The sequence below is a fragment of the uncultured Ruegeria sp. genome, from assembly GCF_947500045.1.
Taxonomy (GTDB): Bacteria; Pseudomonadota; Alphaproteobacteria; order Rhodobacterales; family Rhodobacteraceae; genus Ruegeria.
Window position 1 is genome coordinate 41,001 of sequence record NZ_CANMQQ010000010.1, and the last position, 20,764, is coordinate 61,764.

The window sequence follows — 20,764 nt, forward strand, 5'->3', positions numbered from 1 at the left end:
GAAATCAAATGAAAACGTCCGTCTTTCCATCTCGCTATGTTCAAGGCCCCGGTGCACTGATGCGCTTTTCCGAAGAGGCCGGTCGATTTGGTACGCGAGCGCTCGCACTTGTCGATGCGAACTTGCCTGAGAATGTGCTCGACGGACTGGGCATGACGGGGGGGTGCACCGTAACAACACAAATCGTCAATCCGGCCTGTACACCTGCCGCAGTTGAAGACGCGACTGAGACAATTTGCCAGTCGGGCGCGGACATTGTTGCCGGGCTTGGCGGTGGAAAAGTGATCGATCTAGGCCGCGCAGCAGCGGATGTATTGCGGATACCATTCGTTTCCGTTCCCACTGTTGCAGCATCTGATGCGCCATGCTCTGCTCTCGCAGTGATCTATGACGAAGAGGACAGGGTTCTCAAAGACCATTTTGTCTGGCGTAACCCAGATCTTGTGCTTGTGGATAGCGATGTGATTTGTGCTGCCCCCGCAAGGTTCTTCTCCGCCGGTATAGGGGACGCTCTAGCGACTTTTTACGAATGCGACGCCTGTATCAATTCCGGTGCCGGCAATTTATGTGGTGGCACGGGCACGCAGCTTGCCTATTCGGCTGCGCGACTGTGCTTGGAAATCATCACAGAGTTCGGCGAGCAGGCTGTCGAGGATTGCAGAAACAACATAGTTACCGATGCATTTGAACGGGTTCTGGAAGCAAATATTCTTCTGTCAGGAATTGGGTTCGAAAGCGGTGGCGTGGGTGCCGCGCACGCGTTTCACAACGGCATCTCAGAGCTGCATGAAGTTCACCATATGCTTCATGGAGAGAAGGTCGCGTTTGGTGTTATGGCTGAGTTAACGTTGAACGATTATTCTGACAAAGACATTGAGAAAGTTGCTCGGTTCAACATGTCGGTGGGTTTACCCGTTAGTCTGGACGAGCTTGGGATTACTTCGGTCGACGCTTCAATTCCGACGATTGCGACCCGCGCAATCCGACCGGGCGAGATCATCCACAATGAACCAATGACCGTAACTCAGGATCTGGCTGAAGCAGCCTTACGGCGCGCGCAGGCAATTGGGAGGTCTCAGCTGCAGGCCTAAATTGGTGTCAAAATTGGAGCTTGACCTGAGATAGGCGGTCGGCATGGCTTCTCTGGTTGAAATCAACCAACCCGTTTGACTGTTCCAAAGCTAGACCTGGGACCATTCCAGTTGCTGACTTGATCGCCCTTCAGTGCCTATCCCAGTGTTCTGTGAAACACCCGCTCTTTGTCAATACGCCACCACAGAATGCGAACCTTGAAAGGATTAAAGCTAACGGCAGAAATGTCCGCAGAGCGGTGAATTGCCACTTCAAGTCTCGCCGCGCGTTGTATCAATGATCGGTTTTTCCGCCGCTGCGCAGCGTAATGAACCACGCAGATGCAGCGAGCTTTGTGCTGCGAGCGCGCCCCGCGAAATTCGGAGACTTCCGGTGTGGACTCTCGCCTGCCCTTCTCTTCACGCTGTACTAAGGTCCGGTTCGGCCACAAAGGAAAATTCCACTGCCAAAAAGGAAAATCATTGGTGCGCGTATCGTTTTGCTGGCAAGCCCCTCAAAGATGTTCCTTTAGAGCTACTGAATTCCCAATGAAATTAGGCGGATAGTTTTCGGTTGCCGCGCCTGGGTTTCCTTTCTCGCAGCATCGTCTTGGTTTCGTCCAGAGACCGGTGCATCCGGCGTCTGGATAGAGCCCGGTCATTAGCTGAAGGCTCGGGATTTGCCCAGACCACAATAACCGACATTCGATCGCTGATCAGAGATCGACACTGTGCGGACTTTGCCGGCGTTGGAAGTCTCTCTTGCAACGGCCGCTCTGCGCGCGTTCCGGTAGGAGTCATGGTGTCTTGCGGCCGTTGCTCAAGTTTTGTCGCGCAGCAAGCGGCGCAGGATCTTCCCAGACGGCGACTTTGGAATCTCATCGACAAACCTTATCGCATGCAACTGCTTGTAGCTGGCCAAGGACGTACGCATATGGGCGTGAACGTCCTCTTCGGTCAAGTCGGGCGTTGCGCGTACGATAAACGCGACCGGTACTTCGCCCGCCTCATCGTCAGGCTCGCCGATCACTGCTGCCTCTTGCACCCCAGAATGGGCAACCATCGTTGCCTCGAGTTCGGCAGGTGCCACCTGGAAGCCTTTGAACTTTATCAGCTCTTTCAGGCGATCGACAATGAACATGAAACCATCCGCGTCGATGGAAGCTACGTCTCCCGTCTTGAGCCAGCCGTCCGGCGTCAGCGTGTCTTTGGTGGCTTCAGGATTGTTCAGATATGCCTGCATGACCTGAGGGCCGCGAATCCACATTTCGCCCGCCTCTCCGGCGGGGAGGTCCTCACCAGTATCTGGGTTGACGATCCGGCATTCCGTATTGGGCAAGGCCAGCCCGGACGAGCCCGCGCGCGGTTCTGAAACGGGAGTGGCATGTGACACCGGAGCCAATTCGGTCATCCCGAAGCCTTGCAGCATCGCGCATCCCAGCCGATCCGAAACCGCATCGGACAACTCTGCGCCCATAGGGGCCGCGCCGGAGAATACCTGATCAATGCTGCTCAGATCGAACTCATCGACCATAGGGTGTTTGGCCAGGGCCAGCGCCACTGGCGGGACAACCCACATGCGACGGGCCTTATAGTCTTGGCTGATCCTCAGAAACAGTTCGAGATCGAAGCGCGGCATCGTGACGAACGCGCCGCCACAGGCGAGGTGCATGTTCATAATCACGTTCATTCCGTAGATATGGAAAAACGGCAGGAAAGCCGCCGCGGTTTCACCAGTTTCAAACAGCGCCCCGGTCGCGGTCTGATCTATGTTCATCACCAGATTGCGATGCGACAGGAGCACGCCTTTCGGCAGGCCCGTGGTCCCAGAGGAATAGGGCACGACGACGTTGTGGGTATTCAGGTCAACCGGCACCTGCTCCTCGAGGGCAGTGCCATAGAGGACTGACAAAGGGGCGACCCCCACAGCCTCGCCGATCACGTAGAGCGAGACATCGGGCAGGTCTGCGACCGCTTCTTTTGCCGTAGGGAGGAAGTCCGCGAAAACGACCAGGACCGAGGCTCCGGAATCCGTGATCTGGTGTTTAACTTCCGACGCCGTATAGGTCGGGTTGAGTGTGGTGATCGTGCCGCCTGCCCAAGCCACCCCGTGGAAAACGATGCAGTATTCCGGGGAGTTCGCGGCCATGATGGCAATCGTCGTGCCGGTGCTCAGCCCCCGTTCAACAAGCCCGCCAGCAAGACGTTTGATGTGGTCCATCAGCGCTTGAGCGGTTAAGGCCCGGCCATCGGTCCCATCGGTCACAACCGTGTCCGAAAGGCGGGTTTCAAGGCTGCGAAAGACCCGTTGCGTTACGGTTTCGTGTGTATCCGGCAGGTCGGGATAGCGGCTGCGATAAATTGTCATGATGCACTTTCAAGTCGTGTTGGACGCAACTAAAGGACGTTCGCGCGAGGAGCCGGCGGACTGGGTTCGCAGGGTTGTTTATTCGGCAGGAGTGTGGATCGTAGCACCACTGCGGGCACGGGTGTCGACATAGCGCCGGATCCCTTCTGCGATCAGGATGCCAAGCGGGGCAGAGCCCCAGATGCAGGTCAGGATTGCAGCGGATTCATATCCACGCAAGGTCGGGTCAAGAACCAGCAGCATTGCCCGGAAAAGCCAGAAGCTGCCCCACATCGACCCGGCAAATCGCCACATCCAGATGCGGTGGCGGGCCGCGTCTCCGCCCCGGATCGCGAACACGCCCATCGATGCTGTGCTAAAAACGAAGGCCCCCATGGAATAAAAGCCAAGCTGAGCCCAACCCCCGCCATATTCGGTGACAGAGCCATGCTGGGACGCCAGCCAAACGGCGCAGATCACGCCGATCGTCATGAAGGCAAAGGTGATATGCCCGAGCAGTTTGTGCGAAATCCCGGCAAAGCTCGCCCCCGGTCGCGCCATTTGCGCATGCAGAAGCAGAAATGCGAGCGTGTTGAACGTCAGATGAACGTAGAGCAACCAAGAGCGGAACTCTGAACCTGAGGCAAAGCGTTCGTGAAAGGCCACCCCCCAAGAGGAGTGCCAGGCATACCGCTCACCCCAAACGGTGCAGGCATCCGCCGCACCCACGCAAGGTGCCATGCCGCCCGGCATATCGACGTCAAGAAAGAGATTGTTGACCACATCATAGATGCCGATGAAAAAGGCGATGCCCGCAGGCGCGCCTTCGATTAGGTAACGGCCGTTTAGATAGACCGCGAGTGCTAATCCAAACAAGATGACCATTTGGAAGGACCGGGTTTGCAGGGCACGTATAAAAAGGGCTGCCCATATGAACAGGCTGACGTAGACTGTAACAACGCCGATTGGAATTGCCATAGTGTCCTCCCAAACATGTCAGAGCAAGTTTAATGGTCTGTAACCGTTTTTGGCAATGGTGGAACGTGATTGAGGTCGCGCGCAAAGTGCTTGTATCGAAAGTGCTCCATGAGCGTTGAGGGGGCTGATTTACATTTCCAGCAAATACACTAGGAGCTGCTAAACCAAGTTGCCAAATAGACAATAGGATCGATACAAAAAGCGCTTTGAGTTCTTCAGTGGGCCATCAATGATCGTTTCACTTAAAGAAGCAGACGGTGATGCTTGACGCAGCATCAGTAAGATTGGGTTCTCTCGTTGAATCTGCCGCGCTAAGGACAAACGTCAGCTTTGCTGAAAAGTCTTTAGAGTGTCAAATCGCCCGATACCGCAAACGACGCCATATGGCCCGTGTGCATCTTCTCTAGCGCAACCACCAGCTCTTTCAGGTGCTCGGCACAGGTGCTTTGCAGCGTGACGGTGTCTGGCCAGCGATCGGTGAGAATGTCCTTCTCGTGACACGGATTACAGATATCAATCGTGCGCCCAGAAAGGGATACCGTTTCAATCTCGGAAATCATGAACTTCGCCATCCGGATGACCATTTCGGTCAATGGCTTTTTCGGCTTAGCCGAAGTACCGGCGTAGTAGGAAAGAAGAGCTGAGGGTGGCATGTGGCCCGCAACGTTCGCGTAGGTTCATGGAAATGCAGTTGCGCTGTCATGTTGCTCGATCAATTTGTTTCGCAACATATTTTTGCGACAGATATGATGAGGCAGAGGGCGGGTTGCGCAATGGGCTTTCTTTGTACCTCGTCAGAGGAACTTTCTCAAAAATCACTCACGATTCGGTCCAAGACGGTCTGGTCCGACAGTTCTGAACAAGGCGCCGGTCACAATATAGGGATCAAGGTCGGAAATTGCTTGCTGGCCTTTCCCAAATCCCGGGTCCGTACCGCAAAGCCGTGCAAAGCGAAGCGCCATTTCGGCCTGTATGTGCGGTTTCTGATGATGACCCTTTTCGGCACAATTTCCAATGCCCTTAATCATGTCGGCCTTGGGCCGTGGTCGTTCCCCAGACCAAGTATATGCCAAAAAGCGGGCTTGTTGCTCAAGTGGGGTAAAATAGCTGCCCGCTTGTTCCCATAGGCCCAGAAGGGCGAGGCCAGGAATATCCGGATGAAACGTGAATTCGTCCAGCTCAATCCCTGCCTCGGTCAGCTTTAGCGTGGTCTTCAGATCATCAGACAGGAAGGGAAGATCAAGACGAAATCCGGTGCCTGCTACAATGCCATCTACCTCAATTGGTTGGGCGTCTAGAAAGTGCAGGCACTGGCCGTCAATCCTGTCGGGCCAAGGGTAGGGATTTACGCGCCCCTCGGCGACAAGGTTGAGATAATGCTGCGATCCGGTAGCGCCAGCCTTGGCAAAATCGCTGTGCGGCTTTGGCGTTCCGTAACGGCTTGGATCACCTGCATGCTCCAGGATTTTGGCCTCGCTGTCGCGCAATAGAGCTTCCGGATCGTCGAGGGCGAGGCGCCCCCGCCGGTAGGTAAAAAGCCTGTGTTCGATTGGAGTGCCAAGGAACATCTTGGGGTTCACATATCGTTGGCGGCGCTGGCAAAGATGTACCGAAGCTGCGCCCAGCATTGCCAGATCAGAGGCGATTTCAAGGGCCGAGATGGATCCTCCCAGGACAGCCACACGTTTGTCGCAGTACGCCATCGGATCCTTGTAGTTGAACGAATGCGCTATCCCCAGGCTGCCTGAAAAATCAATGTCGCCCCGAATATGTGGAATACTCGGCGCGTTGAACCGGCCTGTGGCGATCACAACCCTTGGTGCGCTGTCCGAGATTATGGTATCATTGGTCTTTAGGGTCAGGGCCCAATCGTCGCCCGCTTTTTCCAGGTGAACCAGACGGGTGTTGAAGGTAATCCGTTCCCTTATCGCAAACTGGGTTGCGAAATCTTCAAGATACTGCCCGACAGCTGTGTTGTGCGGGAAATGCGGCGTGTTTATGGGGAAATCGAGATCAGAGAAACATGTTACTTCGCGCACGGTATTCGAAACCATCTGCGGCCAGATACCCGAATTCGGATTGGTCCAGGACCATTGCCCCCCAAGCGCGCTGTGCGCCTCGTAAATCCGGGGCTGAAAGTTCCGCGATGTCAACCACCGCGCAGCAGCAAGGCCTGCTGGCCCGGCCCCGATGATGATCACATCTTGCGTCAATGAAAGTAGAGACCACCGCAGACGTTCAGCGACTGTCCTGTGACAAACCCGCTCAACTCTGATGCAAAGAAGACAGCGGGGCCGACAATATCTTCCGGCTCACCAAGCCGCCGCAACGCAGTCGTACCCGCCCAATAGTCTCGGTCTTCCTGCTTTTGAAGATTGTTCTGGCCCATCTCGGTCATGATGATCCCGGGGCAAAGCGCATTCACATAGATGCCCTGGTCGCCCAATTCCTGCGCGAAAACGCGGGTCAGGGTAATCGCCGTGGCCTTGGTCGCAGCATAATGGCCCTGTTGCGCGATCCCCTGTCGGCCTGCAAGCGATGCAATGTTCACAATCCGTCCCGCCTGCCGTGCTTTCATCTGGGGTAGGACCGCGTTCGTGCAAAGCAGGATGCCCTTTGCGTTCACGTCGAAATGCAGATCCCAGGTCTTTTCATCCAGTTCATCGAGGCGGCTCAGGACCAGGACACCGGCATTGTTGACCAACACATCAATCTGCCCCATCTGTTCGGTCGCTTCGGCAACGACAGCCTCAACCCGCGATTTGTCGGTCACATCAATGGGAATGGTCATGCCCTCACGCCCTGACACCCGCACCTGTTCGGCAACCTTTGCAAGTGCATCACCTTCCCGCTCAAGGTCGGTCAAAACGATATCGGCGCCCGCAGCGGCCATTCCCTTGGCAAGCGCTGCACCGATGCCGCGTGATGCGCCAGTAATCATCACCGTTTTGTCTTTCAAATACATGTTCAATACTCCTTCAGTGGCCAGGCCCTCATATTCGCAACTGTGGTGTCAAAATCCCGGAGGATGCCCTGACTACCCAACCCCTGGGCAACATGCGCCGCGACTGCGTTGGCGAAACCCGCTGTTTCGCGCAGGGACCAGCCTTTGGAGACGCCGGTGATCACGCCCGCCGTAAAGCTGTCACCGCATCCGGTCGTGTCGATAACGTCGATCTGATGGGCGGGCAGTTGAAAGGGCTTTCCTTCATCAGGGTCGACCCAGACGCCGTCGCCTTCCAAAGTGATCAGTGCGTTCTTCACGCCGCGGGCCTTGAACCAGGTCGCCACTTCGCCGGGGGTGCCGCCGCCCGCCATGCTACGCGCCTCTTCGATGGAAGGAACGAAATAATCGATATAGGGCAACAAGGGTTCCACAAGCCGGATGGTTTGATCGTTGGCAAGGATTAGATCAAAGACGGTTGTGCAGCCCCGCTCTTTGGCGCGCTTCAAAAGCGCAAGTGACGGCGCACCGTCAAACCCGGCCAGCAACCCGGTGCCGCCCAGATGGACGACCCGCGCGTCGCACGCCGCCTCAAGTTCTTCGTCGTCGAGAGTGAAGGTGTTTGAGGTCCCGGGCACAAAGAAAGCCGATCGCGCCCCACATGGTGCAATTGGCAGCATCGACATCGGAGATTGCGCCGCTGCGTTCCGGCTGATCAGGCTGGTGTCGATGCCGATACCTTGCATGGTCGCCGTTAGCCAATCCCCCATGGCATCCCGGCCCAGTTCGGTCGCTACCCTGACCTTCAGGCCAAGCAAAGCACAGTCATAGGCTGTGGCCCCGGCGGTTCCTGCAACTGTCATCGTCATTTGATCCACGAAGGTTGCGCCGCCGCGAGGGGGCATGGCATCAGCATGGGCGCAAAGCGTGTCCAGCACGACGAAACCGACGGCGCTCAGGTCGTATTGGGTCATTTTGTGTCCTCGTCTGAAAGCCCGTAGTCGGCAATCTTGTCGATCACATCCTGAATTTGCCGGTTGCTCAGCAAAGGCGGATCGCCCAGCATCAACGCGCCATGGTACTGGCGTGCCAGCGTTTCCAGTTCCTCGGCCCTCCAGTACGCCTGCGCGATGTCCCGGCCAAGCGCGATAGAGCCGTGGTGCTCCAGAAGGCAGGCGTGTCGATCCTCAAGTGCTGTGACGGCGTGATCTGACAGGTCTTGACTGCCGTAGATGGCATAGGGTGCGCAGCGTACGTTTGGCCCGCCAAAAATCGCCATCATATAGTGAACAGACGGGATTTCACGCCCGTGGATCGCAAGCACAGTGCAATAGGTCGGATGCGCATGCACAATTGCATTGACTTCCGGACGCGCGACAAAGACGTCGCGATGAAACCGCCATTCCGACGATGGCGCAATCGGTCCCTCGGCCCGTCCGTCTAAGTGGACAGAGGCGATCTTGTCAGGTGTCAGGTCGCTGTAGGGGATCGAGGTGGGCGAGATCAGCATACCATCGTCATGCCGGATCGAAATATTGCCCGAGGTGCCCTGGTTCAGGCCTGAGCTGTTCATCAGCAGGCAATGGTCGATGATGGCCTGTCGCTTTTTGAGGGTTGGGTCATCCATGCCAGACGTGTTTACAGCCCTTCCAGCGCCATAGTGTATGTGGTTGCTTCGCCTTCGACGCAGGGGTCACCGGCGCTGTCGACGATGCGGACCTTGAGTTTGCAAATGGGCTTGTCGTCGCGGACAGTTTCGATTTCGACGCGGGCGGTCAGGTCTTCACCGACGCCCACGGCTTTGAGGAAGTTGAGGTTGGTGTTCAGAAAAACCGTGCCTGGGCCTGGCAGATCTTCGGCGACGCAGGCATTCAGCATCCCTGTGGTCACACCGCCCTGCACGATCAACTTGCCGAAGGGCGTTTTCTTGGCCAGCGCTTCGTCATAATGGACCGGATTGCGGTCGCCGGTCATTTCGGTGAAGGCGTGAATGTCTTCCATTCGAGTGGTGCGTTTGCGTTCAATGGCGTCGCCAATTTTTGGCTTGCCATTCACGACACCGGCCCAGCCGTCCTTGCCTTGATCTGCCATGTCTTTGGCCTCCTCCTCGGTGAAATTATGGAAACAGGGCAGCACCCGACCGCCGATGTTGAAGGGCACAAAGTGCAGCGTCGCGCCGATCTGCGGCACCTGATCGCACAATATCGTGGACAACAGTGTCGGGCCTTCCTCAAGTGTGACCAGCCCCACTACATAGGGGGTGGCAGGGATCCAGCCTTCGTTGCCGGGTTTCCAGACCTCGCTGAAACTTTTCAGCCGCGCCACGCCGCTGACCGTCACCCAATCCAGCGCATCCGACCAGCAAACCGGGCAGCGGCCACGTGGATAGAAAACACGGGTGCCGCAGGTGCCGCACTTCTGCGTGGTCAGTACACCCGTTTCGGCACTGGCCCAGAAGGGTTTGGTCAAAGGGATTATGGTGGGGCCCGGAACAGAAATGCCGGCCAGTTTTTCGATATTCATCCCTCAACCCCCAAGACCAGAGCCACTGCTTCGCTCATCGTTGCGCCATTGCCGGTGATCAGCGCGGACATACAGTTTCGGATTTGTCTGTTTGGCGTGTCGCCACGCAACTGACGAACCGCCTCAACCACATGGGTCATGCCGCCTGCGAGGTCAGGTTGGCCAAAACCCAATTGACCGCCGTGGGTGTTTATCGGTTGGTGTGCGTCCGGTCCCATACCGCCATTGTCGTTCAGCCAGTCCCCGAATTCGCCAGGCGCGCAAAGCCCGGCGTCTTCGATCGTTGCAGCGACCATGATCGTGTAGCAGTCGTAGAGCGAGAGAAAGTCAATGTCTCGGGCCTCCATCCCGGCCTGATGTAAAGCGCGCGCAATCGAGGGCTTTAACGGCCCCGATGTCAGGTCGGGGGCCTGACTGACCGCGCGGTGCGTGATTTTCTCGCCCGCGCCCCAAAGTTCGACCGGTTTGTGCGGGCCTTTGGCAGCACGCTCGGCTGTGGTGACGATGACCGCATCTCCACCTGCCACCGGCATCACGATTTCGAACAAATGCAGGGGCGAGGCGACCACAGGAGAGGCCAGTACCTCGTCGACACTGGCGGGTTTGCCATAGAATATCGCATCCGGGTTCAACTGGGCATTCGCCCGTGACCCGGCGGCGATGGCGGCGTAATCCTCGGGCCTGCAATCAAAGGCCGCCATATGGGCCTGCATCAGCAGGGCATAGGACGGGTTGGCCCCCGAGGCCCCAAAGGGCACATCGAACTCGCGGATCGGGTTGCGGTTCTTAGCGAACGGCGGATCTTCGTTGCGGTGGTTGCCAAGGACACAAAGAACGGTTTCGCATTGGCCCGCGGCAATGGCCCCCGCCGCACGCCAGATCATGCCGGGGCCTGAGGCGCCGCCTAAATCTATGACATTCGACATGGTGGGCTGCATCCCAAAGTACTCGGCCACTGTGGCGGGGACATGCTGGGGCGTTTCGCCGACCTGAGGCCCGACCAGCAAACCGTCGATCTCGGCAGGGGACAGCCCTGCGTCTTCGGCTGCGAGGGCCGAAACCTCGATCAAAAGTTCCATGGTCGAAACTTCGTCGGTCCGCCGCTGGGGTTTCAATTCGCCAATACCACAGATAGCGCAGCGCGGGGCCAGATGCTTCATAGGGCGTCCTCGCGCCTGAGAGCGCTAAATTCTTTCAGGCACTCGGGGTTGGCCAGCGAGCCAAGGTTCCGGACCGTGCCGCCGTTGACGGTTGTTCGCGCAGCACCTTCGACCCGTTTGCCATTGATAGTATAGGGTACGGCGCTGACCAGGTGGATACGCGCGGGTACATGGCGGGGCGATGCCTGGGTACGGATATCTCCCCGGATGCGCCGGATCAGATCGGGCGTGATCGCGGCACCGTTCACCGGCTGAATGGCCAGTACAACCTCCTCGTCGCCGTCACGGTCGGCGCCAAAGGCCAGAAAGTCCTGCACTTCGGAATAGGTTTCGCAAACCGCATAGATTTCCGAAATGCCGATCCGCACGCCACCGGGCTTTAGCGTGTTATCCGAGCGGCCATGTACATAGCCGCCGCCGGTATGCGTCATCTCGGCCACGTCGCCGTGGGTCCAAACCTCGGGCCGGTCGCCGAAATAAGTGTCGCGGTAGCGTTGATCACCGCCATCGCCCCAAAAGGTCAGGGGCATCGAGGGGAAGGGTTCGGTGCAGACCAGATCGCCGCGTTGTCCGATCACCGGCACGCCCCGATCATCCAGAACCGCCACAGCATGGCCCAGCGCCGGAACTGTCAATTGCCCGCGCCGGACCGGATGGATTGGTGATCCTATCAAGAACGAGCCCAAAATTTCCGTTCCTCCCGAGATCGAGGCGAACATCATGTCTGTCTTGACCGCCTGATAGACCCAGTCGAACTGATGCGGCAAACAGGGGGCGCCGCAGACAAGAAGGGCACGCAGTGCCTCCAACTTGTGGTGGTGTTTGGGATGAAACGCTTCAGCCGCGAGTGTCGACAGATACTTTGGACTGACCCCCAGATGCGTGACCTGTGCCCTGCCGGCCAGTGTCCACAAGCGGGCACAGTCCAGACCCTCGCCAGTTTTCAGGATCGGGGCCCCATCGTATAAAACGACCGCCGCTCCTGCCGCAAGCGCCGAGATATTCCAGTGATACATCATCCAGGCAGTGTTGGTGTACCAGATCACGCGATCCCCGGCGCGGACATCGCCGTGCAGGACATGCTCTTTCAAATGTTGGAGCAGCACTCCCCCTGCCCGATGGACAATGGCTTTCGGTGCACCCGTTGTCCCGGAGGTGTAAAGCACATAGGCCGGATGGTCGAAGGCTAAACGGGCATAGGTCAAACGCGCATCGGAACCGAAATCTTCCTGACGGACGCTTTCGGTCATGTGCCCCCCCGACGACACGACAAGTTCAATCGACGACACGGCGCGGCGCACTTTGGCCAGACGGTCTGAGATATCGTGATCCTTGCCGCCATAGCGGTAATTTGGTGAGGCAAACAACACTTTTGGGGCCACCTGACCGATCCGGTCTATGATCGCCGCCGCGCCGAAATCCGGGCTGCAGGATGTCCAGACAGCACCCACAGCCAGACTGGCCAGCGTTGCGACAAGCGCGTCAAGCGTATTGCCCTGAATGCCCGCGACACGGTCTCCAGGTGTGACGCCCGCAGCCAAAAGTCCTTTTGCCACTCGCGCCACCTTCTGGCGAAGCGCGCGACGGGTCACCTCTGCGTAGTGCCCGGCCTCATCCGCCGTACAGACAGCAATATCGCTGTCCGCACCGCGCTCAATCAGGTTTTCCGCTAGATTGAGACGCGCTTCGGGAAAAAACCGCGCCCCAGTCATCGGCGCCGCTTCGTTGCTCACGAATTTCGTCTGACCTGGCTCGCCCAGCACTTCGCAAAAGTCCCAGACCGATGACCAGAAGGCCCTCTTGTCGCTGACCGACCAACGATGCAAATCATCATACCGCCCGGCATCAAACCCACAGGCCTCCGCAAACCACGCCAGTGACGTGGAGGACGCATCGGTTGGGGTCCAAAGTATATCTTCGCTCACGGCAGGTGCCTTGTCGTTTGGGGCATCAAGGGAATGATCGGGCTGGCGGCATGGCTATTTGTGCGGGCAGAAATGGGTGTCATGTCGGGCTCATCGAAAGCGCACTTTGTAGTCCAGCGGTGCGTGATGGCTTATTTATGATTATGATCAGAATACTGTCAATAAGAAATACAATATTTATTATGGGATTCAGTGCCTAAATTATGGACATAATCATATGGTTCAGACTAAGCGCATCCAGACCCGTCATCATGGTGACGGTGCAGCGCGGTCATCCCTGTTGGTGTGCTGTAATTTCTAAGTTTTCCTTCGTTTGACCAAGGGGGTCGCGACAATCGTGAGCATCTTGTCCCATAGGACACAAAACCTAGGGCGCATAGTTTGCCCTGATACATCAATGCTTCTCAAGGTAAGACGCCCGTTTAACTGAGTTCGTCTTGGGGTTGTCGATAGTGGATCGCCTACCCAGAGCGCGAGGCAGGTAGGTGCAGTTCACAGGCTGGGCATCCGCTCAGCGTGCTAAATTACACTTTCGAGAAACATGCAGCAGCGTGCAATGGCCGCGTCAGCTTCTGGAAGGTTGCCGGCAAAGAACTGAAAGTCGTGAAACATCCCGGGCACAAGTTCGAACCGCACATCTGCACCTTGGGTCGCGGCTTTGTCAGACAGGCGATGCCCATCATCGCGTAGTATATCGTTTTCGCTTGCTTGCACGTAGATCGGCGGCAGTCCCGCTAGCGAACCGTGAAGTGGCGAGGCAATTGGGTCTTTGTCATCGACGCCTGCCAAATAGTGGTTTGCTCTGATGGCCAACCGTTCCTCTGAAACCACAACATCTCGCGCAGCAACCGTTTGCACGGATGGCGACGAAAGTGACAGATCCAGCCAAGGTGCCAGCAAAACTGCGGCCAGTGGCAACTTTTCCTTCATGTCGCGGAGTTTCATGCAGGCAGACAGCGCCAGTCCGCCACCCGCTGAGTCGCCGACGATCACCGTGCGGCCCTCGTTATGTCGCTCGATGACATCTAACATCACAGCCACACATTGATCGACGGCCGTGGGAAAAGGGTGTTCCGGTGCCAGCCCGTAGTTGGGGATCACGACAGAGGCTTTGCAGGCCGCCGCAAAATGGCCGGCAAACCGGTGATGCGAATGAGCGGAGCCAACACAAAAACCGCCGCCATGCAAAAAGACGATGTCGTAGTCGGCCTGCTTGTCTGGCGGGTTCGCTACAATCGATGGGATACCTGCAATCACCTGAGGGTCAAAACGCACATCTGATGGGATGCCGGTCATTTCGACCATTTTTTCGGTATTTAGCCGTTGTTGCAGGATATCGTCAGGCCCGAGACCATCGTTGTCCCGTTGGAACTGCAATTCAAGCGCTTTGGCCTCTGGACTAAGCGTCATGATCTTTGCCTGGGATTTTCTGATGCACCTTCACCGCGACCATCACTGCGCCGCAACGGCGATATCGTATCAAGGCCAAGGCGCTCGAATTGTTCGCCAGGACATCCTTCCTCGGCCATGCGGGCGCACAAAAGCCCCAGCAATCGTCCACGCTGCTCGGGATGGCTGTGCCAAAGATTTTTCTTTTGGCCTGGATCGTCCACTCGGTTGAATAGGAAATCCTCGTGGGTTCTGGGATCAATTTTGATCGGCGTTTTCCACATCGGATAAGGAACTGTGCTATCAAACTGATCCTGATCCACCGGCGGAGGGGGGGCTTTGCCCATGCGCCCATCCACAGGGTTGTCGACGATCAATGGCGTCGAAATCATGGTCGAATATGTATAAAGTGGCTTGCCGTCGACCGGCGCTTTGAACAATGTCCATTCGCCGTCTGTGATGCAAATGCCCTGACCAAAAGTTCCATAGGTCAAGTCCGCACGTGCCTCTTTGCCGCCGTCCAACACCGAAAGGAAGCTTTGCGAGTGCCGGGTGTTTTCGGGCGCCTTGCCACCTGAGGCCTCAACCAAAGTCGCAAATAGGTCAACGTTCTGGACCAAAGCGCTAACGCGCCGCCCGTCCCCTTTTGACTTTGGGTGCCAGACGATCAGCGGGATATTCGCATGGCTGTCATAGTGGGGGAATTGTTTACCGAAACAGCCGCGTTCGCCCAAGTCGTGACCGTGATCTGTGGTGAACACGACCATGGTATCTTCCCAAAGGTTCAGAGCAGACAACTTGTCAAAGAACTTGCCCAACCAGATGTCGACCATGGTGGTTTTACCGTAATACTGCGCCTTAAGGAAAGCCAGCTCTTCGGGTGTGGTTTGTGCGAAAAAGGCGTCCTGATCGGCATAAACCTGATAGGGAGGCCAGATGTTATAGTCGTCCGCCGTCCCTTCCAGATCGCCAGTGTACATATTGTCGTAGGGTGGCGGGACGTGGAACGGTTCATGCACGTCAAAGCTTTCGACCTGCAAAAAGAACGGGCTACGGTCTGCGTATTTGTCAAGCCATTCATTGGCCGCGGTAAACGTTTTGGCCGGAAAGAAATCGCACTCGTCCTTGAATTCTTTCACGTTTTCCCAGTACTGGCGCATGTGATAGGTCGAGCGGAATTCGCTCATCTTGTCGACCCATTTGGGGACATCGCCGTTAGTGGGCAGTTCGTAATAATCGGTCTCATGGCCCCGGATCATGTTCAATGACATGAAGGATTCCATATAGCCGTTCGCGGTTTCTTCCCAATAGTGATAGTGATCCGTCACCATTGCGGTGTTGTAGCCCTGCTTCTGGATTTCCTGTGGCAGGCGTGGATCGAATATCTCCAAAGGCCCCCAGGGACGCCACAAAAACTCCTTGCGCCCGGAAAACAGCTCTCGGCGGGCCGGCATACAGGGCAGGCTGGAGATGAAATAGTTGTCAAATACGTGGGATTTGGCGGCAAAATCTGTCAGGGCTGGGGTCTTGCATTCAGTTTGGTCGTTGTAGATGCGCAAGGCTTCTTTGTTTAAACTATCGACCAGGATAAGAATAATGTTCATTGTTTTCCTCGCTATAGCCGTCCTGATCGCATTGCCCGCTTTTGCCGCTGGTTTCGGGCGGACATCACTTCTGTCTTGATTATAATCAGAAACAAGTCAAGCAAGGTAATGTTAGAAAACTCGAATTGACGTGATCTTATTTTAGTTATAACCAGAAAATACAAAAGTGAATCGGGCCGCACCGTATCGGCGGGTGCCGCGATGATACAATTCGGGAGGAAGACTATGGCAAACTCAAAAACAAGCTACATGAGCCGGCGCTCAGTCCTGCGTGCAGGCGCGGCGGCTTTGGCGGCTCCAACGTTCTTTGTTGGCAAAGCTCATGCGGCGAACGAAAAACTCAAGGTTGGCTTGTTGCCCGGTTTCGCATTTGGGCTTTACTGGGTCATTCAAGAAGAGGGCTTCGCCCCGGGCGTCGAGATGGAATACGACATCTTCCCGTCTGGCCCACCGGCCATCGAGGCCATGGTCGGCGAATCCGTCGAAGTCATCACAGTTGGTTCGGTGCCGCCGCTTATCGCAATGTCACGCAAGATTGCAGATTTCCGCGAGATTTCGATTGTAACGGACGCAGGCCCCTTGTTTACCATTGTCGGCAAACCCGGAATAAACGGGCTTGCGGATCTTGAAGGCAAGCGGGTTGGTGTGACGACCGGCTCGAACTTTGACTACTTCCTTGACACAGCCCTTGAGCTTGCAGGCCTGAAGGGTCTGGAGATGCAGCGTGTCAATATGGAACCGATGGACGGCGGAGCCGCCCTGATCGCAGGCGCAATCGATGCAACCTTGCCGTCATTGGCGGCAAAAGCCGCAATCTTCGATGCTCTGCCGGAAGCCAGCATGGTTGTTGACGGCGCCGAACTTCAAGGCGCGCAACGTCCAAAAATCCTCGACATGCTTATGACGACGCAGCAGGTCATTGATGCCAAGGAAGAAGCCTTGGTTGAAATCGTCAGCGCATATCATTCGAAAGCAATTCCGATGATGCGCGAAGACTATGACGGCACGGTTGAACTGATCACGCGTTGGCTGAAAGGTGTTGGTCGTCCAAACGTGACAACAGATGATGTCGCGCCTCTTCTGGGTGTGACAGATTATCAAGACCGTCAGGGTATCAAAGATGCCTATGCTAGCGGCGAAATTAAGGATGCGTTCGAACTGCAGTCTAACTTCCTGCTAAAGAACGAGTCGATTGGCGAGTTGCCAGACCTTGACGCGCTTGTAGACGATACAATCGTCAAAAAGATCTAGGTCGCGGCAAAGCCACCAAGAATAGGCGCAAAAAGCGCCGTGCGCTCCGGTTGTGCTTGCAATTCGGAGCGCGCCAAATCTGACCCGGTCACAGAAATTCGTACGCAGAACAGGCCGAGGTATAGCAGAAGCTTGCCGTATGGTTGCGTACGAAGAAGAAACGCGGAAAGTGTTGGCGTAGACCACGCTCCAACGGGAAGAGGCTTCATGGAACAACTAAAGGCATTTTTGACAGGTCGGTTGGTCCTGGGCGTTCTAGCCGTCTCGGTGGTCCTCTTGGCTTACCATCTGATAACCCTGAAGCCTGGAAACAACCCAGCCCTGCTTCCACCAATACCGTTAATCGTCACCTCTTTTTTCAAGACACTGGGCTCAGGCGCACTTCAGGAAGCACTTTTTGCCAGTCTTTACAGGATTTGTCTGGGATTTGTCATCGGGACAACATGCGCGCTGGTTCTGGGATGTCTCGTCGGCTGGTACAAAACAATCGAATACATCGTGGACCCTTTGATCGAAGCCGTCCGTCCGATCCCGCCGCTGGCATATATTCCGATCATCATCATCTGGTTCGGGATCGAGGAATTCAGCCGCGTTCTATTGATCTCGATCGCTTGCTTCATGGTGTGCGTGGTCAACGTGATTGCAGGCATGAAGAACGTTCCCCAAGTTTATGTCGATGCGGCTTCGACGATGGGCGCGTCACGGTTTCAGGTGTTTCGGACGGTCGCAATCCCGGCTGCCACACCGTTTATCATCACCGGTTATCGCATCGCACTCGCTGCGGCGTGGACAGCCCTTGTCGCCGCCGAACTTATTGCCGCTCCAAGTGGTCTTGGTTTTATGTTGCAAGAAGGGCGACGCTACTTTCTGACAGATCAGGTCATGATGATCATCGTCATTATCGGAGCCTGCGCGTTTATAATGGACCGCACTTTTCGTTCCGTTCAACGGCGTTTAATGGTTTGGTCGGAGGCTCGCGAATAAATGTCCGAGATCAAAGTCAAAGACCTTACTCACACTTTCGGAGAGGGCACAATCGAAGCCCTGACCGTTTTGGAGGATATCAATCTCAATATTCCATCCGGTAGCTTCACCTCGATTGTGGGAACATCTGGCTGTGGCAAGTCCACCCTTCTTAAGATGATGGCCGGATTGTTCGATCCGTCCGACGGCGAAATGACCCTGGATGGGAACTTGATCAAGGGCACGGATCGCAAGCGCGGCATGGTCTTTCAACAGGATGCTGTATTTCCCTGGATGACGGTCGCAAAAAACATCTCCTACGGGCCCCGGATACACGGGGCATCCAAGGCCGAGCAGGCCGCCGCCGAGGAAAAATGGGTGGAAGCCGTCGGCCTTAAAGGATTTGAGCATCGCTGGCCGCGCGAGTTGTCGGGCGGTATGCGAAAACGTGTCGATATCGGTCGGGTCTACGCCAACGATCCTGACGTCTTGCTAATGGATGAACCGTTCGGCGCGCTCGACGCGCAAACCAAAGAGCGGTTGCAAACCGATTTGCTGGACACCTGGCGCGAGACTCAGAAAACAGTTGTCTTCGTAACCCACGACCTGGAAGAAGCGATTTTCCTGTCGGACCAGATCGTTGTGATGTCTGCACGTCCCGGCCGCATTCGGCACATTGAAGATGTATCGCTTCCACGCCCCAGAACGAACGAAATGCGGCTGACGTCCGAGTTTCTGGATATCAAGCGCAAATTGTGGAATATGCTCGACCATTGATTTTTGAAAGGCGGATACAGCGGCATGCAGGCGGGTAACAAAAAGCGAAAAATTGCTGGTCGACCAAGCTTTCAGGATGCCGAAGCGAATGCGCTTGAACTTTTTCGGGATCAGTGCCGCCATGTGACTTTGTCGCGCAAGCAGACGATGCCTCTCTGGGAACAATTGTACCTGCATCTGGAAAGCATGATCCTCAGTGGAAAGCTGGTGGTCGGCAGTCGAATTCCTCCCGAGCCGATCCTTTGCGAGATATTCGAGGTGTCAAAGCCCGTAGTGCGGCATGCCATTTCGGCTTTGGCGACCAAGGGTCTGGTCGTGAAAATCCCGCGCAAGGGTATGTTTGTGGGTGAGCGTCCGAAAGAAAGCGGGTTTATCACGTCAAATATCAGCCTGTTTGATGATATGTTGTCGCGCGGTGCTTCCATCGACACGCAGACGTTCGAATTTGTGCGCGAGGCAGCGGACTCGCAAGAACGAACCAATCTGGGCCTAGAGGTCAACTCTGAAGTCATTCGGATCACCCGCGTCTTTAGGATCGACGGCCATGCGATCACACATTCGGTCATGTCCTTTCCGGCAGACCAGCTTGAGGGCTTTGACCACGACAGCTTTCGCGGCGGTTCGATCCACAACGTTCTGGCGACCAAATTCGGCCTGAAGATTGTGCGCGCGGATCGATGGTTGAACGCTGAAACACCCCCCAAATTCGTGCTGGATCGCATGGGTATTCCGGAACCCCGGTCGATGATTTTTATTGAATCCATCGGTTACCAAGACGACGGGAATCCCCTTGAATACTACCGGTCGTACTACGATTCGTCGGTCGTACGCATCCGCGTTTCGGTTTCAGATTAAAGCGGGAATCGTCCAATTTGATGAGCTTGGCGTTGCATATGGAAGCGATTGTATCCGAACAGGATGCAGGAGTGGGGGTCGTTTACGGTACGGGGCGAAATGACACTCTAAGCATTTCCACGATGCCGTTTGACGATATTGAGTACGGTATTCTTGCTGATGCCGAGGTCACGCGCGATCCAGCGATAGCTACGACCTTCTTCAACGGCGGCAAGAACGTCCGGTGCAAGTTTGTCTGATTTCGGACGCTGCCCCGGTTGGCGCCCTAGTTTTTTCCCATACGCGCGGGCCGCGGCCAGGCCGTATTTCACACGCTCGCTAATCGGGTCTCGCTCATGCCTTTAACGCTTTTTTCACCGGCAAGCCTGCCGTTTTGTTCCCTGAAATCACCTATAGTTTCTATCGCGCATGCTGCCAGTTGTATGGAGTGCAAAAAAGAGAAACCCGCTCGACATAGATTTCCGCATAGATCCTAAACGGTTCAAAGGTGAATCTGGTGGCATCGTCATTGCGAACCCAAATGCACCTACGGGTATTGCCATTGAGCTTTCAGAAATAGAGATAATACTACGATCAAATCCTGATATCGTTGTTCTTGTTGAAGAAGCATATGTTGATTTTGGCGCTTCAAGCAGCGTTAGCCTGGTTCCGCAATACGACAATCTGATAGTCGTTCAGACGTACTCGAAATCAAGAAGTCTTGCAGGGCTTCGCTTCGAAATGGCAGTCGCACATCCGGATCTTATTGACGCTCTCACCAGAGTAAATGTCACTGTACCCTAAAAAATCAGAATCTTGTCTGAAATTGCCCCGCAAAATCAATGCAGGTTTGTGCCTTTAATTTTCATATTGTACCGTTAATTGTAGTACTGCACCATTAATTGCCAGACAGTCGCGCTTGTGGAAAACTTTACTCTCCCTTTGTAGCGCACCGACGGATTTCGCCTTGCTACCAAGGACACAAGTATGAGTTCCGAC

The 20,764-nt window shown here is 55.8% G+C and carries 19 protein-coding genes; 7 read left to right on the plus strand and 12 right to left on the minus strand.

Annotated elements, in window-relative coordinates; translation table 11 throughout:
• The first annotated feature begins 8 nt into the window (after window positions 1–8).
• Complete coding sequence (locus Q1B46_RS16020; protein ID WP_299949465.1) at window positions 9–1,091, plus strand: glycerol dehydrogenase; 1,083 nt, start codon at window positions 9–11, stop codon at window positions 1,089–1,091.
• Window positions 1,092–1,890: 799 nt separating this feature from the next.
• Here the strand turns inward: Q1B46_RS16020 and Q1B46_RS16025 are convergent.
• The 12 genes from Q1B46_RS16025 to Q1B46_RS16080 form a co-directional block, all read right to left on the minus strand.
• Window positions 1,891–3,438 (minus strand): AMP-binding protein, encoded by a 1,548-nt coding sequence (locus Q1B46_RS16025; RefSeq protein ID WP_299949467.1) that lies wholly within the window; start codon window positions 3,436–3,438, stop codon window positions 1,891–1,893.
• 78 nt (window positions 3,439–3,516) lie between these two features.
• Window positions 3,517–4,395: a hypothetical protein gene (locus Q1B46_RS16030; RefSeq protein WP_299949469.1), complete on the minus strand. Its 879-nt coding sequence runs from the start codon at window positions 4,393–4,395 to the stop codon at window positions 3,517–3,519.
• A 344-nt stretch (window positions 4,396–4,739) separates the two neighbouring features.
• Entirely contained in the window at window positions 4,740–5,048 is a 309-nt protein-coding gene (locus Q1B46_RS16035; RefSeq protein ID WP_299949470.1) for a hypothetical protein, read from the minus strand.
• Window positions 5,049–5,210: 162 nt separating this feature from the next.
• On the minus strand, window positions 5,211–6,596 hold the full coding sequence (locus tag Q1B46_RS16040) for an NAD(P)/FAD-dependent oxidoreductase (protein ID WP_299949472.1): 1,386 nt from the start codon (window positions 6,594–6,596) through the stop codon (window positions 5,211–5,213).
• An 8-nt stretch (window positions 6,597–6,604) separates the two neighbouring features.
• Window positions 6,605–7,360, minus strand: a complete 756-nt coding sequence (locus tag Q1B46_RS16045; RefSeq protein WP_299949474.1) for an SDR family NAD(P)-dependent oxidoreductase — start codon at window positions 7,358–7,360, stop codon at window positions 6,605–6,607.
• 2 nt (window positions 7,361–7,362) lie between these two features.
• Entirely contained in the window at window positions 7,363–8,313 is a 951-nt protein-coding gene (locus Q1B46_RS16050; protein WP_299949476.1) for a carbohydrate kinase family protein, read from the minus strand.
• Window positions 8,310–8,966, minus strand: a complete 657-nt coding sequence (locus Q1B46_RS16055) for a class II aldolase/adducin family protein (protein ID WP_299949478.1) — start codon at window positions 8,964–8,966, stop codon at window positions 8,310–8,312. The genes Q1B46_RS16050 and Q1B46_RS16055 overlap by 4 nt, the downstream gene beginning before the upstream one ends.
• Window positions 8,967–8,977: 11 nt before the next feature.
• A complete protein-coding gene (locus Q1B46_RS16060; protein ID WP_299949480.1) occupies window positions 8,978–9,862 on the minus strand; it encodes a MaoC/PaaZ C-terminal domain-containing protein in 885 nt (294 codons plus the stop codon).
• Window positions 9,859–11,022, minus strand: a complete 1,164-nt coding sequence (locus tag Q1B46_RS16065) for a thiolase family protein (RefSeq protein ID WP_299949482.1) — start codon at window positions 11,020–11,022, stop codon at window positions 9,859–9,861. The genes Q1B46_RS16060 and Q1B46_RS16065 overlap by 4 nt, the downstream gene beginning before the upstream one ends.
• On the minus strand, window positions 11,019–12,947 hold the full coding sequence (locus Q1B46_RS16070) for an acetoacetate--CoA ligase (protein ID WP_299949484.1): 1,929 nt from the start codon (window positions 12,945–12,947) through the stop codon (window positions 11,019–11,021). Before Q1B46_RS16070 ends, Q1B46_RS16065 begins: the two co-directional genes overlap by 4 nt.
• A 519-nt stretch (window positions 12,948–13,466) precedes the next feature.
• Window positions 13,467–14,357, minus strand: a complete 891-nt coding sequence (locus Q1B46_RS16075) for an alpha/beta hydrolase (RefSeq protein WP_299949486.1) — start codon at window positions 14,355–14,357, stop codon at window positions 13,467–13,469.
• The gene (locus tag Q1B46_RS16080) at window positions 14,354–15,940 is read right to left on the minus strand and encodes a sulfatase-like hydrolase/transferase (protein WP_299949488.1); all 1,587 of its coding nucleotides are present in this window, start codon (window positions 15,938–15,940) and stop codon (window positions 14,354–14,356) included. The genes Q1B46_RS16075 and Q1B46_RS16080 overlap by 4 nt, the downstream gene beginning before the upstream one ends.
• A gap of 225 nt (window positions 15,941–16,165) precedes the next feature.
• On the opposite strand from Q1B46_RS16080, the gene Q1B46_RS16085 reads away from it, so the two are divergent.
• The 6 genes from Q1B46_RS16085 (at window position 16,166) to Q1B46_RS16110 (ending at window position 20,569) form a co-directional block, all read left to right on the plus strand.
• The gene (locus Q1B46_RS16085; RefSeq protein WP_299949490.1) at window positions 16,166–17,191 is read left to right on the plus strand and encodes an ABC transporter substrate-binding protein; all 1,026 of its coding nucleotides are present in this window, start codon (window positions 16,166–16,168) and stop codon (window positions 17,189–17,191) included.
• Window positions 17,192–17,398: 207 nt separating this feature from the next.
• Complete coding sequence (locus Q1B46_RS16090) at window positions 17,399–18,175, plus strand: ABC transporter permease (protein ID WP_299949492.1); 777 nt, start codon at window positions 17,399–17,401, stop codon at window positions 18,173–18,175.
• Complete coding sequence (locus Q1B46_RS16095) at window positions 18,176–18,931, plus strand: ABC transporter ATP-binding protein (RefSeq protein WP_299949494.1); 756 nt, start codon at window positions 18,176–18,178, stop codon at window positions 18,929–18,931.
• 24 nt (window positions 18,932–18,955) lie between these two features.
• On the plus strand, window positions 18,956–19,786 hold the full coding sequence (locus Q1B46_RS16100; protein WP_299949496.1) for a GntR family transcriptional regulator: 831 nt from the start codon (window positions 18,956–18,958) through the stop codon (window positions 19,784–19,786).
• 20 nt (window positions 19,787–19,806) lie between these two features.
• Window positions 19,807–20,025, plus strand: a complete 219-nt coding sequence (locus Q1B46_RS16105) for a hypothetical protein (protein ID WP_299949498.1) — start codon at window positions 19,807–19,809, stop codon at window positions 20,023–20,025.
• A gap of 169 nt (window positions 20,026–20,194) precedes the next feature.
• A complete protein-coding gene (locus tag Q1B46_RS16110) occupies window positions 20,195–20,569 on the plus strand; it encodes an aminotransferase class I/II-fold pyridoxal phosphate-dependent enzyme (protein ID WP_299949499.1) in 375 nt (124 codons plus the stop codon).
• Window positions 20,570–20,764 lie beyond the last annotated feature (195 nt).

Coding starts and splice junctions, on each gene's coding strand:
- Q1B46_RS16020 (WP_299949465.1), top strand. CDS start 9: ATGAAAACGTCCGTCTTTCCATCTCGCTATGTTCAAGGCCCCGGTGCA.
- Q1B46_RS16025 (WP_299949467.1), bottom strand. CDS start 3,438: ATGACAATTTATCGCAGCCGCTATCCCGACCTGCCGGATACACACGAA.
- Q1B46_RS16030 (WP_299949469.1), bottom strand. CDS start 4,395: ATGGCAATTCCAATCGGCGTTGTTACAGTCTACGTCAGCCTGTTCATA.
- Q1B46_RS16035 (WP_299949470.1), bottom strand. CDS start 5,048: ATGCCACCCTCAGCTCTTCTTTCCTACTACGCCGGTACTTCGGCTAAG.
- Q1B46_RS16045 (WP_299949474.1), bottom strand. CDS start 7,360: ATGTATTTGAAAGACAAAACGGTGATGATTACTGGCGCATCACGCGGC.
- Q1B46_RS16050 (WP_299949476.1), bottom strand. CDS start 8,313: ATGACCCAATACGACCTGAGCGCCGTCGGTTTCGTCGTGCTGGACACG.
- Q1B46_RS16055 (WP_299949478.1), bottom strand. CDS start 8,966: ATGGATGACCCAACCCTCAAAAAGCGACAGGCCATCATCGACCATTGC.
- Q1B46_RS16060 (WP_299949480.1), bottom strand. CDS start 9,862: ATGAATATCGAAAAACTGGCCGGCATTTCTGTTCCGGGCCCCACCATA.
- Q1B46_RS16065 (WP_299949482.1), bottom strand. CDS start 11,022: ATGAAGCATCTGGCCCCGCGCTGCGCTATCTGTGGTATTGGCGAATTG.
- Q1B46_RS16075 (WP_299949486.1), bottom strand. CDS start 14,357: ATGACGCTTAGTCCAGAGGCCAAAGCGCTTGAATTGCAGTTCCAACGG.
- Q1B46_RS16080 (WP_299949488.1), bottom strand. CDS start 15,940: ATGAACATTATTCTTATCCTGGTCGATAGTTTAAACAAAGAAGCCTTG.
- Q1B46_RS16085 (WP_299949490.1), top strand. CDS start 16,166: ATGGCAAACTCAAAAACAAGCTACATGAGCCGGCGCTCAGTCCTGCGT.
- Q1B46_RS16090 (WP_299949492.1), top strand. CDS start 17,399: ATGGAACAACTAAAGGCATTTTTGACAGGTCGGTTGGTCCTGGGCGTT.
- Q1B46_RS16095 (WP_299949494.1), top strand. CDS start 18,176: ATGTCCGAGATCAAAGTCAAAGACCTTACTCACACTTTCGGAGAGGGC.
- Q1B46_RS16100 (WP_299949496.1), top strand. CDS start 18,956: ATGCAGGCGGGTAACAAAAAGCGAAAAATTGCTGGTCGACCAAGCTTT.
- Q1B46_RS16105 (WP_299949498.1), top strand. CDS start 19,807: ATGAGCTTGGCGTTGCATATGGAAGCGATTGTATCCGAACAGGATGCA.
- Q1B46_RS16110 (WP_299949499.1), top strand. CDS start 20,195: ATGCTGCCAGTTGTATGGAGTGCAAAAAAGAGAAACCCGCTCGACATA.